The following is a 16224-nucleotide window of genomic DNA, read 5'->3' as shown; positions in this document are numbered from 1 at the left end:
GCTTCAGATTTCAGGTGTCGGTTCGCCCGGCCACCTCCTGTGTGCCCGAAGTGCCGTTCTGGCTGGCTGAGGCCGACGCGTTCGCCTACCGCCAGACTACCCCGCTCAGGAGCGCGACCCCGGCAGCACTCCCATCTCCTTGAGCAACCGGCTGGCGCCGTCGATCTTGTCCATGGTCCAGAGCATGAAGCGACTGTCGACATGGATGCTGCGGCTGCGGTCCGCGTCGCGCCCCCAGTCAGAGATTACGCCCTCGAGCGTGCCGTCGAAGGCGAGACCGACCAACTCGCCGCGTCCATTCAACGTCGCCGAGCCGCTGTTGCCGTTGGTGATGTCGGCGGTGGACAGGAAGTTGACCGGCAGCGTGCCCAGCTCCGGCGCGACATAGGGGCCGTAATCCTTGGCTCTGATCGCTGCGATAGCCGCATCTGGAGCATCGAACTCACCCTTGCCCGTTTCTTTGGCCAGAAGTCCCTCGGCGGTGGTGAATGGCGTCCAGATCTGCCCGTCGCGTGTTCGCCCCGCCACCTTGCCCCAGGTGATGCGCAGTGAGCCATTCGCATCGGGATAGATCGGCCGGCCGATTGCCTGCCGGTAGGCACGCTGACCGTGCATATAGATGGCGCGAGCCGCCTGGCTGCGTCCAGCGCGGTCCTTCGCAGCGTGCTCCGCAGCTATGTCGCCGGGATAGAGAGCGACCGCCAGCTTGATGAAAGGGTCCTCGGACGCCTCGAAGGCAGCAGCGGGCTTGTCAAGCCAGCCGAGCCGCGTTGCCATGTCTGCGAGTTTGGTGCCTGCATAAAGTCGGTCAAGGCCAATTTGGCCCAAAGCGCTTTCGAAAGCAGTATCGCGGTCCTTTTCATCCAGCCGGCGATATTCGTCGAGTGCGGCCTCGAAAAGCTTTCGATCGATGTCTGGCAAATAGCGGCGTTCGATCTGCGTCAGTTGATCCGAGATTTCTTTACGGTCACGATCCTGAAAGCCGCTTTCACGGTCTTCATCGGGCTTCTCGTGCTCCTTTGTCCAGCGATAGAGAGTGCGTGCCGATGACAGTAGTTGCGCGCGATTGAGCAAGCCCTGGCGCAGCCTCGCCAGCGAAGCCCGGCTATTCTCTCCCACCATCGCGTCCAGTTCGCGGATTGCTGCGTCAAAGCGCGTCTGCCGCACGGGATACTCGGCGACCCAAGCGCGAAAAGCTTTCTCCTCGGCAGCCTTGCGCGCGTCGAGGCCGATCGCGTCGGCGCCGGCTAGATCGCCCGCCAGCTTCTTCTTGTAGTTTTCCACGCCTCGCAGGAGGGAGGCGTAGCGGATCTGCGCTTCGCGATTGCCTGCCGTGGCTTGCTTGATCTTAGCGGCATAATCCGAGAGCAAACGCTGGGACAGTGGTTCGTAGTCGGCGAAGTTGAACCGGACTTCATCGGCGGTGAGGAACCGATTGGTTGCTCCGGGAAAGCCGGCGACCATCACGAAATCGCCTTCTTGCACGCCTTTAGAGGCAATGCGCAGCCAGTTCTTCGGCCGGTAGGGCACGTTGTCGCGCGCATAAGGCCGGGAGGAACCATCAGGAGCGACATAGGCGCGATAGAAGCCGAAATCGCCTGTGTGGCGCGGCCACATCCAATTGTCCGTTTCGCCGCCGAAGTTACCGATGCCGAGCGCGGGCGCATAGACGAGGCGCACGTCCTGAATTTCGAGCTTCTGCTGGAGATAGTAGGAGGAGCCGCCATAATAGGACCCCACGTCGCAGCGGCGATTGGGCTGTTCTTCACATGCGGCGATCAGCGCCTTGCGGTTCGTGTCGAGCCGCTCATGGCGGGCAAAGCCGTTCAGCTTGTCCGATACGCCGTTGAGCATGTCGGCGGTCACATCCCGTATATCCTCGATCACATAAATGCGGCTGCCGGGCACCGCGGGTAATTCTTCACCCAGGCTCTTCGCCAGAAAGCCGTTGGTAAGATAATCTTGGCCCTCCTTGCTGTTGTACTGCATGGATGGGAACACGCAGTGATGATTGGTCGCAACCAGTCCTTGCGGGCTGACGAAGGAGGCGGAGCATCCGCCCAGTGATACGATCGCGTTAAGCGGGGCAGCGTCCAGTCGGCTCAGCTGCGCGGGATCGATCTGGAGCCCATCCGCGCGCATGGCCGCGCCCACTTCCGCAGTCTGGCGCGGCATCCACATACCTTCGTGCGCCGACGTAGCGGTGACCGTCCAGAGCAAGTTCATGGCAGTTGCTTGGGTCAAAGATTTCAAATTCGAGTTCATGCTGATCTCGCTCCCATTCTGTCGACTGTTCTCCGCCGACTGGATCAATGTGCTATCGGGCTGGCCTGCGTCCGCAAGCGTCTGCGCGGCTGCCACTGGGTGAAGACTGAGTGGACGGTCAACGCAAAAATCTGGATGACGCTCCCCTCACATTGTACCGGTTCCGTGCAACGTTGCGGATCATCCGATGCACTAATCGTGCCAAGTGAATAAAGCTTTCAATGACCCAAATGGTAAGCTGCCTTCCATGTCTGACCTCCGACATTTTGTTGTAGACCCGACACCCTCGTCCTAATAGCGACGGAGCCCGCTGCCGAACGGCAGTTGCCTGGCCATTAATTGTGAGAGTGCGTGCTATCGTTTCTGTTAAGCATGCGATGTTGCGCGAGGGCGAGGGTGCGAGGAGTGCCCGGACTTCACCTGGCCGCAAATCCGCTCGGCGCTTGGCGACAATCGTGCGCATAACCCGGCAGACTATGCCGGAGCAGTGCGTTCGAGCCGAGCGGTGTCTGCAGCTCCTCACCCGGCGGGCTTCGTCGAATGGTTCGACCGCATTGGCACGAGGCGGAATGACGATCGCGGCGGCCTTTGAGCTTGTCTGCAGCGCTTCGAGGTTGCCGGCGATCGCCACGTCGGATATCCCGCCGGCCAGTGCAAGCGACGACGTGGTCCCATCGAGAAAAAGCGCCGAAATCAGGACGGCGTTCATAACTGGCCTCTAATCGGTTGTTCCAACAACGGCCCTTCTGGCACCTGCACCTGACAGCAACCTGAAATCCTCCGGTTATTTGCGCCACGGCGGTTCAGCGTAGCGTCAGGTTCTGTCGGTAAGGTTGGAATCTTGCCCTCGAACTGGAGCTCGGCACACCGGATGCGAATACTGCTCATCGAAGACGACAAGGCCATTGGCGGTGCTGTTCGCGAACATGTGGCGGCTGGTGGCCACGCGGTCGACTGGGCCGAGACCCTGTCCACAGCGCGGGATTGCGCAGCTGGGGTGCCCTACGGGCTTATCCTGCTCGACATTCGCTTGCCAGACGGCAACGGTATCGACTACCTGCGGGAGATGCGCAAACGGCTGGATTCGACACCGGTCATCATCCTGACAGCTCACGATCTGATGATCGAGGGGCTCAACGCAGGAGCCGACGACTATCTCGTCAAGCCCTTCGATCTCGGCGAACTCTCTGCGCGCATTCATGCCGTGGCGCGTCGCTATAGGCTTTTCCCGGAGTCTATATTTTCTGTGGGGGACCTATCCATACAATCGGCCGAGCGACGCCTTTACCGCGACGGGCAGCTCGTCCCCTTGACTCCACGCGAATGGGCGGTGCTCGACTGCCTGCTGAGTCGGCCTGGAGCAATCGCGACGAAGGCGCAGATCGAGAATGCGCTCTATTCTTTCGGTTCGGAGATCGCGAGCAACGCGGTGGAGGTTTATGTCAGCCGGCTCCGCAAGAGCATCGGCGCGGAGCATATCGCGACCGAGCGTGGCTTCGGGTACAGGGTCGTGCTCCCATGAAGTCGCGCAGCATGACGCGCAGGCTGACACTGTGGCTGTGCGGCGCAACACTCCTAGTCTGGATTTCCGTCGCCGCCATTGCTGTGCTCATGCTGCACGAAGCTGTCAACGAGCTGTACGATCGCCTGCTGGAGCTAACTGCCAAGTCTCTTGCGCCGGGGTGGAATGATGCTCTGAAAAAGAAGTGGGAGTCGGAATACGCTGACATTCCTGGCCCTGAGGTCAGTTTCGAACGATACTGGACCGCCCGGGTTGTCAATCGTGACGGGGAGCCGCTCATGGAAATTGTGGAAAAGCTGCCGAAGCCGTTCCCTGATGCTCCACTGAGTACAGGCCCTTGGAAAAACGCTACTTACAGCGTCTATACGCTGGAGTTGTCAAGTCGCGGCAATTTTCTTCAGCTGGCCGAACCAGTCGAAGTCCGACGTCGGGCAATCGCGCAAGGCGCAGCTTACGTCTTCATTCCGATACTCGTGCTCCTGCCTTTTAGTATTGCCGTGTGCTTAATGGTGATGCGGCGGTCGCTGGCGCCCATCGAAGTACTGCGACAGGAGATCGGATGGCGCGACGGCGGCAATCTCTCGCCCATGGGCTTGGGCGATCTCCCGGCAGAATTTGCCCCCATCGCGGCCACCGTCGACCGGCTTCTCGAACGTCTGCGGAGGGCCCTCGATGCCGAGCGCGAGTTTGCCGCAAACAGTGCACATGAACTGCGCACACCGATCGCAGGCGCGCTCGGTCAGACGCAGAGGTTGGTGGCGGAACTTTCCGAAGGGCCGGCGAAAGGGCGCGCGCGCGGCATCCAAAGATCGCTGTCGCACCTTGGCCACCTTGTCGACAAACTGCTTCAACTCGCGCGTGCCGAATCGGCGATCGGCATCACAGACGACGCGATCGATCTTAACCCAATGGTCCGGCTCGTTATTGAAGACTTTGCGCAAAAGCCGAAATATGCCGGACGGCTAATCCTTGACGCGGGCGGCTGCGTCACCTTGATGCGCAAGGTAGACGTCGATGCGTTTGCTATCCTCCTTCGTAACCTAATCGAGAATGCGCTCGTACATGGACTGGCCGATACTCCGATAACAGTCTCCGTCCGATTTGATGGAACCATCGCGATTGCAAACGCGGGACCGGTCGTGCCCCTCCCCGATCTTGGAGAGGTAACGAAGCGATTTAGGCGTGGTGCGACGCTAGCGGCGGGCTCAGGCCTTGGTCTACACATCGTTAACATGATTATCCAGCGTATCGGTGCCAGTCTTGAACTTGCATCGCCTGCCCGTGGTCGCGAGGATGGTTTTGAAGCGATTATTCGCTTACCTCGATGACATTTTTGTTGCAGCAGCCAGTTGGGTGTAGGGAGGATTGTGCGCTGCTGGTCAGGCAACGGGAATGATGCTCGGCCAAGGACGGATTCGGATTGAAGGCTTACCACGCCTGTCTCCTACGCATCATGTGGACAATTTCGATGCCGGGACAGCGGCGGCCATTGCCGCGATCATCGTCCGGCCAGTTCGAGGGAGCGACACGGATCTTACCGGGAAAACATCGATCTCACCGCCAAGCTCGCTCGCCCAGCGCTTCAGAGGGCTTATCCGCGGGCGGCTTCGTCACCGCGGCCTCGCACGGCTCAGCGAGGCCTGACCGCGCTCGGCGCAGACCGCATGAAATCGCCGGGCTCCCTCAAGTCCTTCGCGCGCGTCCGTCGATCAAAACGCCGATAGAATTTACGGACAGACGCTCCTGGCGGTAGGCTGTTGTGCGTTCGACCTGAGTGGATCGAAAGGCTCGAATCTGAACGTAGTTTCTGAGCAGCGCACTGCAGCTGGAGGCGCGTCTGATGACTCCGTGCTCGGGTACGGGCGGTGCCAGCAAGGATCGCCTCAGCGGCAGTCACATCGTAATGACGCGCCGGTCTGCCACCAATATCTTATTGTTAGATCTGCTTTGATGCCGTTGACGCTCACCTCGCCTGAGAGCTGGCCGTGAGGAGGGGCCGGCCTGCGAGCTGGTACTGATGCCGACGTCGAAGCCTGCATCGACGACAAGTGCGCCAGAGGAGGTCAGCTGTCGCGGCGGCTCACCATACGATCCACTGACGCCGACCAGCATGCCGCGGCCTCGTCGAAGCCTCAGGCGCTTACGGCTGCACTCATTCTGTCGGGCTTCGACTATGTCGGACATGAGAGCCAGTGCTATAGCTATCGATTGTTCTGACGGACGTTCTCATCAACATGGAGCACGTGGATCCGTCCTCTCCCGTCCGACGCTCTTCGCCAGCTCAACAAAGCTTGGCCTCGTCCTCTTCGTGAGCAGCATTCGTATCGAGTATGCCGAGCTCGCAAGTTCGCGGCAAAATTCTTCCGTTATCGACAGAAACTGGCGCCACGCTGAACCGCCGCGGCGCAAAGGCCGGGAGCTTTCAGGCTGCTGTCAGGTAGGGCTGCGAGAAGGTTTGTCATTGGAACAGCCAGTCACGATACCTCATGAAACTGGGAGACGTTTTAATACCGCCCGATGTCCCCGATCGCCGAATGGCAAACCACGCCGGATCATCCGCAAACACCGACGAACGGAAAGGAAAACCTACGATGATCACCTCACCAAAAGACATTTCGAAGCCCTCGACGAAACTTCGGTCGGACTGGCTGCGCAGGATACTTGCGGCGATCGCGCTGGCCCTGGTGACGACCGCTCCGGCTCCGGCCGCCGCCGACGACGGCAAGGTAACGAATTTCCTGCTCGACAGCGGCATGGAGGTGGTCGTCATCCCCGATCACCGCGCGCCGATCGTCACCCATATGGTGTGGTACAAGGTCGGCAGCGCCGACGAGCCGCCGGGCAAGTCCGGCATTGCCCATTTCTTCGAGCATCTGATGTTCAAGGCGACGACCAACCACGCCGCCGGCGAGCTCAACCGCGCCGTCTCCGCCATCGGCGGATCCAACAATGCCTACACCTCCTATGACTATACCGCCTATGTCGAGACGGTGCCGCCTTCGGCATTGGAGCAGATGATGAGCTTCGAGGCCGATCGCATGCTCAATCTCAGTCTCACCGAGGACGATATCAAGACCGAGCGCGACGTAGTCCTGGAGGAGCGCCGCTCGAGCACGGACAACGAACCGCAGGCGGTGCTTCAAGAAGAGATTGACGCCACGTTGTGGCAGAACCATCCCTACCGCGTGCCGGTGATCGGCTGGATGCAAGAGCTGGAGCAGCTGAACCGGACCGATGCCGTCAACTTCTATGGTTTATATAGGCCCAACAACGCCGTGCTGGTGGTGGCCGGCGACGTCGAGCCGGAGACGGTGAAGGCGCTGGCCGAGAAGACCTATGGCAAACTCGCTCGCGGGCCGGACCTGTCCCCGCGCATCCGCCCGGTCGAGCCGGAGCAGAATACCAAGCGCACGGTGACGCTGACCGACGCGCGCGTTTCCGTGCCTTCCTTTTCCACGCAATGGGTGGTGCCGTCCTTCCACACCCCCAAGCCGGGCGAGGCCGAGGCGCTCGACCTCTTGGCTGATATCCTCGGCGGCGGGAATCGCAGCCGACTCTACCAGCAACTGGTGGTGAAAGAGGGCATCGCCGCCGAGGCGGGCGCCTATTTCGAGGGCACCATGCTGGATGCCGCTAATTTCACCATCTACGGCTCGCCGCGCAGCGATGCCAAGCTCGCCGATCTGGAGGCGGCCGCCCATGCCGAGATCGTCCGCATCGCCAGGGACGGTGTGAGCGATGACGAGCTGGATAAGGCTAAAGGCCGCTATGTCCGCTCAATGATCCTCGCCCGCGACGACCCAGCCAACATGGCCTTCCTGTATGGCTCCGCGCTTGCCACCGGAGGCAGCGTAAAAGACGTCGAGGGATGGCCGGACCGCATCCGCAAGGTCACCGCCGACCAGGTGAAGGCCGTCGCCGCCCGCTATCTCTCGCCCGACCATTCGACCACCGGCTATCTCTTGCCCAAGACGGAGAATTGATCCTGATGAAGAACCAATACCGCGGCGCGTTTGAACACGCCTTGCTCAATCCCCTGCTCGCGATCCTTCTCGCCATTTTATTCCTCAGCCTGCCGCCACTCGCCGCCCATGCGGCGATGACCATCCAGGAGGTGAAGTCTGAAAAGAGCATCAACGCCTGGCTGGTGGAGGACCATAGCCTGCCGATCATCTCCGTCGGCTTCGCCTTCGACGGCGGCACCACGCAGGACCCGGCGGGCAAGGAGGGGCTCGCCAATCTGATGGCCGGACTGTTCGATGAGGGCGCCGGCGATCTCGACAGCGATGCCTTCCAGGTGAAGCTCGACGATGCTGGCGCCGCGATGAGCTTCGTAGCGGGGCCTGACGGCATCTATGGCTCGATGCTCATGCTCTCCGAACAACAGGACGCCGCTTTCGATCTGCTTCGGCTCGCGGTCAACAGGCCGCGCTTCGACCAGGGGCCGATCGATCGCATCCGCGCTCAAATCCTCTCAGGCATCATCGCCGGTGAACACGACCCCCACTCCATTGCCCAGCGCAAATGGCGGGGCGCGATCTATGGCACGCATCCCTATTCGCGACCGGCCAACGGCACCAACGAGAGCCTCGCTGGCATCACACCGGCCGATCTCAGCGCCTTCCACAAGCGGACTTTTGCTCGCGACGGGCTCCATGTCGCGGTGGTCGGCGATATCAACGCAAAGACGCTGAGTAAAAAGCTCGACCAGCTGTTCGGCGATTTGCCTGAGCAGCAGACCCTCGCCCCCGTCGCCGATTTCGCCCCGAAGCTCGGCCAGCAGGTGGCGGTCGACTACGATTTGCCGCAGACCTCGCTGCAGCTGGCTTTTCCAGGTGTCGGACGCAACGAGCCGGATTTTTACGCCGCGGTGCTGATGAACCAGATCCTGGGCGGCTCGGCTTTCACGTCGCGCCTGTGGGAGGAGGTGCGTGAAAAGCGCGGCCTTGCCTATGACGTTGGCTCCGGTCTGAAAGATCTCAAACATTCTCATACGCTGCTGGTTACGACGGCGACGCGCTCCGACCGCGCCGCCGAGACCCTCAGCCTCATGCGCAAGGTGGTGAAGCAATTGGCGGACGAGGGGCCGACGGAGGCCGAGCTCGAGGCGACCAAGAGAAATCTGATCGGCGGCTATGCCATCGACAATCTGGGTTCCTCCAGCTCGATCGCAGCCACGCTCGTCGAATTGCAGCTCGACAAGCTCGGCATCGACTACATCCAGCGCCACGCCGCCCTCATCGATCAGGTGACGCTCGACCAGGTCAAGGCAGCAGCGAGGAAGCTGCTTTCGGCCGAGCCCGCCATTATGATCGTCGGCCCGCCGCTGGGAGGCTAGCGAACAATATCTTACTTCCCCTGGCGTATCCAGCCACACTGGAGAGAGCATCCTCTCCAGACGATCAGAACGACCTTCGGTAGGCTGTTGTCGGGTTGTCGGGTTTGTCGAATTCGCGACATGGTGATGTTCGGCCCGGTGCGTGGCCGCGTTCGCAACCAAGCCTCTAACGATGCATAAGCGCTGTTTGGGGTTTCCTGGACAGTTGGCACGACCTTTGCTGATCTCCTTGTGCGGCGGCACACGCTGCCGCATTACTGCTCCCGTGATTTCAAGCTCTAGGAAAGGAGAAAAAATGAAAACTGATATGCAAGCCTACGGCGTGACCGAGTTAACGCCCGAAGAAGCATGTGCAACCTCCGGAGGGTGGTTGTTTCTGGCAGCAATAGTTAGCGGAATTGTTTCGTTAGGATTAGCTGTAGCATACGCAGTGGTGTATTTTAAGCACCGTTAAATGAGATCCAGAATGTTAGCGAATTCCTGGAGTTGGCCTTGGTCATCTCCAGGCAACTGTGGGTTGGTTAGTCAAGTTTGACACGTGATGTTCGATCGACGCACTCTTAGTTGGGTTGGGAATAGAACGCTTTTTTTGGCCTCTTTTTGCGTGGTCGGCATCGATATTGTCCGCTTAGGTGCGGGGAGTGCTGCCAAGCGGCAGACTAATTTATCGACATTCACGATTGAATATTTTGAAAAAGGAACGCAGTGAATACCGACAAATCAGTATCCAGCTTGACCGCGTTAACCCGAGAAGCGGGATCATCAACTTCCGGGCTTTTGTTAACAGCCGCAGTTTCTGCTGTAGGATTGGTCGGTGTATTAGGCACCCGAGGCCTGGTGGATGATGGGCAACACCATAGATCAAAATCATCGTAGCCGGCGAGACTGTGGCCAATATCCCGCTGATCCCTGAGCTTTCCAACTGCACGGCAGAAAGCATCCTGTCTCGAGGATCCGAGAGATCTTTGATCATCTACAAGCTTATTGTGCTCTCCGTGGCTGCGGCCCTGGGATCACTACCTTTCATCACAGTAACAGTGTCTTTCCAAAGTGCCGGTATTATTCGACCCACCATCGAGAAGACGCCCCTAGTCGCACCCGTCTCCGGACGCATCTCCCGCATCCTTGCAGTTGAAAACGATCCGGTTGCTCAGGGGCAAGAGATCCTCGCCCTCGATGATGAGGTTATTCAGGAAAAGCTCAAGGCGCTTAGAGGCGATCTTCACGCAAAGAGTGATCTTGCCCGTGATCTCGAAACGCTGATCTCCTCCGGCACGCAGGCCGACGACCCGATCCGCCTCTTGACCGCGTTCGCCACAGCCGAGCACGCACATTTCCTCAACCTGCTGCGGGAGAACAGATATGCCCGCAGTAATGCCGCCGCGGAACTCGAGCGTGCTAAGCGACTTCTCTCCGCTGCTGTAGCGCCCCCAAAGGCTGTTGAGGAAAAGGCTTTCGCCCTTCAGACGCTTGAGGTTCAGGGCGAGATCCTCGCGCGGCGCAAATCCGCCGAATGGAACCAGCAGCTTTTTGATGTCAATCTACGGCGCAAGGAGCTCACGGCCGACTTGCATCAACTGGAGAACGAACGGGATCTCACACGCATTCGAGCCCCCGTGGCAGGCGCTCTCGAGCAATTCTCGGGCCTCACTTCCAGCAGCTACGTCCAGGCCGGGCAAACCGTCGCTTGGGTTTCGCCGGATGGTGAACTGGTGGCGGAAATCTTCGTTTCCCCCAACGACATCGGGTTTGTGCGCCCCGGCCAGTCGGTGCGTCTCCAAGTGGATGCCTTCAACTACAATCAATGGGGTGTCATTGACGCGACGGTGCTCGACGTGGCGCACGACTTCACCCTGCACGACGGGACCCCGGTGTTCAAGGTCCGCTGCGCGCTCTCTCGCCGCCATCTCGCCCTCAAGCACGGGGTCATCGGTAAGCTGAAGAAAGGCATGACCGTGCGGGCCCGGTTCCTCCTGGGCGACCGCACTGTCCTGGAACTCCTGTACAACGAGGTCGACGATTGGCTCAATCCGCTCCTGGCGAGCCACTGATCCTCCATTTTCCAAACAGTCAGCGAGCCGCTATGTCGAGCAAGGTCATCAAGTTCAAGCAGCGCGACATCGCGGATTGCGGGGCCGCCAGCCTTGCTTCTGTCGCGGCCTTTTATGGCTACAAGCTGCCATTGTCGCGGATCCGCCAGTATGCCTCGACCGGCCGCTCCGGCACCACTGTGCTGGGCCTCATGGAAGCGGCCCGGAAGCTGGGCTTCGTTGCCAAGGGGGTAAAGGGCGGCTTCGACAGCCTATACAAGATTCCCAAGCCCGCCATCGCGCACGTCATCGTCAAGGAGGTCCTGCACCACTTCGTCGTAATCCAGGCGATCGACGCCAGATGGGTCATCGTCATGGACCCAGCCTATGGTGAAATCCGCAAGCTGGCGCACGAGGAATTCAAAAAGCAATGGACTGGCGCCCTGGTGCTCCTGGTTCCCGCAGACACCTTCAAGCGCCGCGACGAGACCACCTCACCCCTAGGTCGTTTCGCGCGTCTGCTTGCGCCACACAAGGCGGCGATGGCGCAGGCTCTCGCGGGGGCGCTGGTCACGACGATCCTTGGCCTCTCGACGGCCATTTACGTTCAGAAGATCGTCGACCATGTGATTACAGCGGGCAACCGCAATCTGCTCAACCTGATGAGCGTCGCCATGCTCTTGATCTTGGTTGTGCAGATCCTAATCAATCTCCTCAGAAACCGGCTCGTCCTGCAAACGGGGCAGAAGATCGACGTCCACCTGATCCTCGGCTACTACAATCACATCCTAAGCCTGCCTCAGAAGTTCTTCGACAGCATGCGCATGGGCGAAATCATTTCCCGCATGAATGACGCGGTGAAGATCAGGAGCTTCCTGAACGACGTCTCGATCAACATGTTCGTTGACGTACTAACGGTACTGTTCTCGTTAGGGCTGATGTTCATCTACTCGTGGAAGATCGCCTTGGTCGTGGCGGTCTCCATCCCCTTGTACCTCTCGGTCTATTGGATCATCAACCGGCTGAATAGGAATCGTCAGCGCGCCGTAATGGAGAACGCTGCCGAATTGGAGACACAACTGGTGGAATCACTCGGAGCTGTCTCCACAATCAAGATCTCCGGCATCGAGAGCTTCGCCAACTTCAAGGTGGAGACCCGCTTCATCAAGATGCTGCACTCCGTCTACAGCTCCGGCCTGATCTCGATCTTCGGAGACAGCACCTCGACATTCCTCGCAACTCTGTTCACCATCGTGTTGATGTGGTTCGGAACGACACTTGCCCTCGATCAAACCGTCACGCCTGGCGAATTACTCTCCTGCTATACCTTGCTGGGCTATATCACCCGGCCGATTGCCAGTCTGATCCAGACCAACCGGATCGTTCAGGATGCTTTTATCGCGGCGGATCGCCTGTTCGAGATCTTCGACCTGGAGCCGGAAAGCGGTGGCGGCATCGATGCCGACAAATCCGACATTGGCGACATCCACCTGGAGAAGGTCACCTTCCGCTATGGTAGCCAGCTCGAGCTTTTCGAGGATCTCAGCGTCACCTTCCGCCGGGGGGAAATGACAGCGGTGGTGGGAGAGAGCGGCTCGGGCAAGAGCACCCTTGCGGCGCTGCTGCAGAATGTCTACCCGCTTGAGGGTGGACACATCCGGATCGGCCGTTATGCCCTCCAGGACCTGTCGACCGTATCCCTGCGCAAGGTTGTCGCTGCGGTGCCGCAATCGATCGACGTGTTCTCGGGCTCGGTGATCGACAACATCGCCCTTGGCGAGTTCGAGCCGGACATCGAAAAGATCCTCCAAATCTGCGATCAAACAGGGCTGCGGGAGGTGATCGAGCGCTGGCCCGGTGGCTTCCAGGCCTATCTAGGCGAAAACGGCGTACGCCTCTCCGGGGGCGAGAAGCAGCGCCTTTCGTTGGCTCGGGCTCTGTACAGGGATCCGGAGATCCTGATCCTCGACGAAGCAACCTCCTCTCTCGACTCGGTCGCCGAGGCGTTTGTCCTGCGAGTGGTTGAGGATCTGCGTCGGGGCGGCAAGACTATCGTCATCATCTCTCATCGACTCAGCACCATCCGTTGCGCCGACAAAATAGTGGTCTTGGACAAGGGGCGGGTTGTTGCGGAGGGGAGGCATGCTGATCTGCTGACAGCTGAAGGCGCTTACGCTCGCTTGTGGCGGGCGCAAACCGGATCCAGCTAAACAGCTTCAGGTGAGGGGCATGGCAGAATTGTGGGGCAGGGAGGCATACAACAGCAGCGGCGAAATATGTCGCCGTCGTTCAGTTTCAACCTCATGGGTGTGCCGTGGTCCGATCCGACGGCGAGTTAGCCGGCTTTATGCACGGGGGCTGGACGTTTGGCGGTCTGAAGTGGTGATCTGGTCGCCGTTTCGGTTCTTTTTGGGCGTTGGTGCATGGGTCCGGACTTGAGCGGATGTCGATCTTTGAGCTCGTGGTCCTTGCACGTATGAGCCTCAGCTTCCCGGCACTGATCTCGGCCGTGCCGCTATACAGGATCGACTATACGCTGGTCGGCGGCCCCGAACAGGACAGGTTGGTGCGCTGCATGTTCTCCGACGGAGGGCTGTCGCCGAATTTTCCGGTACATTTCTTCGATTGCTTCCTGCCGTCGCGCCCGACCTTTGGCATCTCTCTCGGGGAATGTGACCGCCGGCGGGAGAAGCCGGAAAGCACCGGGGAAACCCGGGTATTCCTTCCGACAAAGGCGGGACAGGGGCAACTCCTACCAACGCAAGGCTTTTCCGGCCTGATCGCCTTCGTGTTCGCCCCTCTTTGACAGTGCCAAGGACTGGCAGGATTCCCTCCAGTCGATCCTCGCCGGCTATCGCGAACGGATCGCGACGGTCAACCTCAAGCCTGAGGAAGGCGGCCTCAATCTGGACATGCCGCCGGGACGCATAGACCAACTCACCGGCTTCGGCGAGAGACGGATGATCGGAATATTCTTCTCGTGGCAGAGCGATGTCGCGCACCGATGGCGCGGCGTGCGTCGGGAAGGCACAGGCTCCGCCGTCAAAATCTCGAATGTTCGATGATGGCTCATACTGTCGCTCACAGATCCCGTGGGCTGGATGACGGCCGCCGTTTTTGCAGAATGATTCTCCGCATGATTCATGCTGAAAATGAGCGATCAACCGCCTGCACGCTACGTGGGGATGCCTACGCGCTTACTTAACCCGGTCGAAAACCTCTGGCCCTTCATGCGTGAAAACTGGCTCTCCAACCGTACCTTCAAATCCTACGCCGACATCGTTGACCATTTCCTGCGACGCCTGGCACAAACTCGAAAGCCAGCCCTCGCGAATAATGTCAGTCGGCCGCAGAAATTGGGGTAATGGGTTCTGATCAATGAGAGGCCGTATAAGCCAAACACAGGCAGAAATTCCACTTATCCGCGCTGTTCAAATTTCCCGAGCCAGCTCTTTCCGCTCGCGTCGCCTGTCGTCGGGAAATCGCGTCGGCTATGACAAATGAAACGCAATATCCGTTTACCGGGTACCGTACGTCAAATAGTATTTTCAACAATGCAAGCTTCTGGATGAACATCTAATACTCCCTGGGGAGGAGTCCCAAGGTGGAGCGACGATGATCATGGCAATTCCGTGAATAATCGCGATCGACCACTTAATGCTTAATTCCATTGGCTAAATGCAATAAAGACCGCTGATCGAACCAGAGAAGGAGCCTTCAATGTTTGACAATCTGCCAGATGAGATGCTGTCAGAGGTATTCAGGCGGGTAGCCAATCAAGCCGACAGGGTCGCAGCTTTCTGTGAGATCAAGGCGTCGCGCAGCACCAATCAGAAGTTCCGAGCGTTTATTGAGAGCGATCAGACAATTCGGGCTGAATGGAGAAAGCTTGAGGAGGAAACACGAGACGATCGAGTCAGGTATGCCAAGATCGACGCGGGTAATTCAGCTGGCACTAGAACTGCAAATGACATCATCACCTATTATGGCGTGACCGATCCGCGCTCGCAGGACGATATCAAATGGCGAGCCGCGGCGCGCGACATCAACGCCCATCCCGACATGGTTGCCCCTACCGCTATCGAGCGCAATGACGTGACCGATCGGGTCACGCAGGACAGGATCAAATGGCGAGCTGCGGAGCGCGACATCGAGGCCGGCATGGTTGCCCCTACCGCCATCGAGCGCAATGACGTGACCGATCGGGACACGCAGGACGTTATGAAAGAGAAAGCCGCGAAGCGCGACATCAAGGCCGGCATGGTTGCCCCTACCGCCATCGAGCGCAATGACGTGACCGATCGGGACGTGCAGAACTGGATCGGGAAGTTTGCCGAGGAGTTCCAGAACAACGCGAGGTTGCTCGATGAACGTTCTCGTCAGCAGGGAGGACGTGGGCGGTGATCGGCTTCCAAAGCGGAGGACGACCCAGGTGGCCGTAAAACTCTACCATCCGCTGGTTCAGAAACCTGGGGCAGTTCACCGCGGTAAGGACATGTCCGAACCTTTGGACCAAATGCCGGCAGCAAGAATTAAAAGAAGTGGCATCGTAAACTTAACGTGCCAAGGCAAAGGAAGTACGATAATTGCTGCAATCAGGCAGCTTGAAGGCGCTTTTCGCTGATTGTGTGCAGCCATTTCACGCGATGGCGAGCGCTCATTTCATTCGATCGTGAGCAGGTATTTCATGCGATCATGAGCCGCCGCTTCGTAAGCGGTCAGCCGACAACGTCAGGCCTAAAGTTCACGGCATGAGCATTTCAATTTGGGATGCCGGCCAGCCTTGAGCGATGCGGTCAAGGTCTGCGAGAGCCAATGAAGCGGATCGAGGCGTTGGTGCACGGATCTTTTATTGGTGTGGGTTTAGGCAAGCGGTAACCGCAATAGCCTTTGTAGCGTAGCCATGCCTTTCAAACACAATACCAGCCGCCGCCATCATATTGAGAAGATGAAGTTCAGGCTGACGAACTGGCCAGAATATGAGGCAGGACTTCGTCATCGCGGCAGTTTGACCCTGTGGGTGACGCCGGAAGCCCTGTCCAGGTGGCAAGCGCCAAGACGCAAGACAC

General features: G+C 59.1%; 9 protein-coding genes and 1 pseudogene. 9 read left to right on the top strand and 1 reads right to left on the bottom strand.

Features of this window, described 5'->3' with window-relative positions:
• Positions 1–105 precede the first annotated feature (105 nt).
• The gene (locus tag AC0L2L_RS24910; protein ID WP_473582017.1) at positions 106–2265 is read right to left on the bottom strand and encodes a S46 family peptidase; all 2160 of its coding nucleotides are present in this window, start codon (positions 2263–2265) and stop codon (positions 106–108) included.
• Between the two features lie 871 nt (positions 2266–3136).
• On the opposite strand from AC0L2L_RS24910, the gene AC0L2L_RS24905 reads away from it, so the two are divergent.
• The 9 genes and pseudogenes from AC0L2L_RS24905 to AC0L2L_RS24865 all read left to right on the top strand — a co-directional run.
• Positions 3137–3787: a response regulator transcription factor gene (locus tag AC0L2L_RS24905; RefSeq protein ID WP_065009289.1), complete on the top strand. Its 651-nt coding sequence runs from the start codon at positions 3137–3139 to the stop codon at positions 3785–3787.
• A complete protein-coding gene (locus AC0L2L_RS24900) occupies positions 3784–5115 on the top strand; it encodes a sensor histidine kinase (protein ID WP_473582015.1) in 1332 nt (443 codons plus the stop codon). Before AC0L2L_RS24905 ends, AC0L2L_RS24900 begins: the two co-directional genes overlap by 4 nt.
• Before the next feature lie 1263 nt (positions 5116–6378).
• Positions 6379–7770 carry a M16 family metallopeptidase gene (locus AC0L2L_RS24895; protein WP_473582013.1) on the top strand — a complete coding sequence of 464 codons (1392 nt, stop codon included), beginning with the start codon at positions 6379–6381 and terminating at the stop codon, positions 7768–7770.
• Between the two features lie 5 nt (positions 7771–7775).
• Positions 7776–9125, top strand: a complete 1350-nt coding sequence (locus tag AC0L2L_RS24890) for a M16 family metallopeptidase (protein ID WP_473582011.1) — start codon at positions 7776–7778, stop codon at positions 9123–9125.
• Positions 9126–10090: 965 nt separating this feature from the next.
• Complete coding sequence (locus AC0L2L_RS24885) at positions 10091–11176, top strand: HlyD family secretion protein (RefSeq protein WP_473582009.1); 1086 nt, start codon at positions 10091–10093, stop codon at positions 11174–11176.
• Positions 11177–11208: 32 nt separating this feature from the next.
• The gene (locus AC0L2L_RS24880; protein ID WP_473582007.1) at positions 11209–13365 is read left to right on the top strand and encodes a peptidase domain-containing ABC transporter; all 2157 of its coding nucleotides are present in this window, start codon (positions 11209–11211) and stop codon (positions 13363–13365) included.
• A 233-nt stretch (positions 13366–13598) separates the two neighbouring features.
• Positions 13599–13961: a hypothetical protein gene (locus tag AC0L2L_RS24875; RefSeq protein ID WP_473582005.1), complete on the top strand. Its 363-nt coding sequence runs from the start codon at positions 13599–13601 to the stop codon at positions 13959–13961.
• Positions 13962–14875: 914 nt separating this feature from the next.
• A complete protein-coding gene (locus AC0L2L_RS24870) occupies positions 14876–15559 on the top strand; it encodes a hypothetical protein (RefSeq protein WP_473582003.1) in 684 nt (227 codons plus the stop codon).
• 499 nt (positions 15560–16058) lie between these two features.
• Positions 16059–16224, top strand: a pseudogene (locus tag AC0L2L_RS24865) (IS5/IS1182 family transposase); the annotation flags it as partial.

The organism is Mesorhizobium sp. WSM4832 (genome assembly GCF_055811115.1).
The sequence above is the reverse complement of the archived record's forward strand: the minus strand, read 5'-3'. Positions and strand labels throughout refer to the sequence as shown.

What these genes read in the sequence shown, in the direction of transcription:
- AC0L2L_RS24910 (WP_473582017.1), bottom strand. Translation starts at nt 2,265, where the DNA reads ATGAACTCGAATTTGAAATCTTTGACCCAAGCAACTGCCATGAACTTG.
- AC0L2L_RS24905 (WP_065009289.1), top strand. Translation starts at nt 3,137, where the DNA reads ATGCGAATACTGCTCATCGAAGACGACAAGGCCATTGGCGGTGCTGTT.
- AC0L2L_RS24900 (WP_473582015.1), top strand. Translation starts at nt 3,784, where the DNA reads ATGAAGTCGCGCAGCATGACGCGCAGGCTGACACTGTGGCTGTGCGGC.
- AC0L2L_RS24895 (WP_473582013.1), top strand. Translation starts at nt 6,379, where the DNA reads ATGATCACCTCACCAAAAGACATTTCGAAGCCCTCGACGAAACTTCGG.
- AC0L2L_RS24890 (WP_473582011.1), top strand. Translation starts at nt 7,776, where the DNA reads ATGAAGAACCAATACCGCGGCGCGTTTGAACACGCCTTGCTCAATCCC.
- AC0L2L_RS24880 (WP_473582007.1), top strand. Translation starts at nt 11,209, where the DNA reads ATGTCGAGCAAGGTCATCAAGTTCAAGCAGCGCGACATCGCGGATTGC.
- AC0L2L_RS24875 (WP_473582005.1), top strand. Translation starts at nt 13,599, where the DNA reads ATGTCGATCTTTGAGCTCGTGGTCCTTGCACGTATGAGCCTCAGCTTC.
- AC0L2L_RS24870 (WP_473582003.1), top strand. Translation starts at nt 14,876, where the DNA reads ATGTTTGACAATCTGCCAGATGAGATGCTGTCAGAGGTATTCAGGCGG.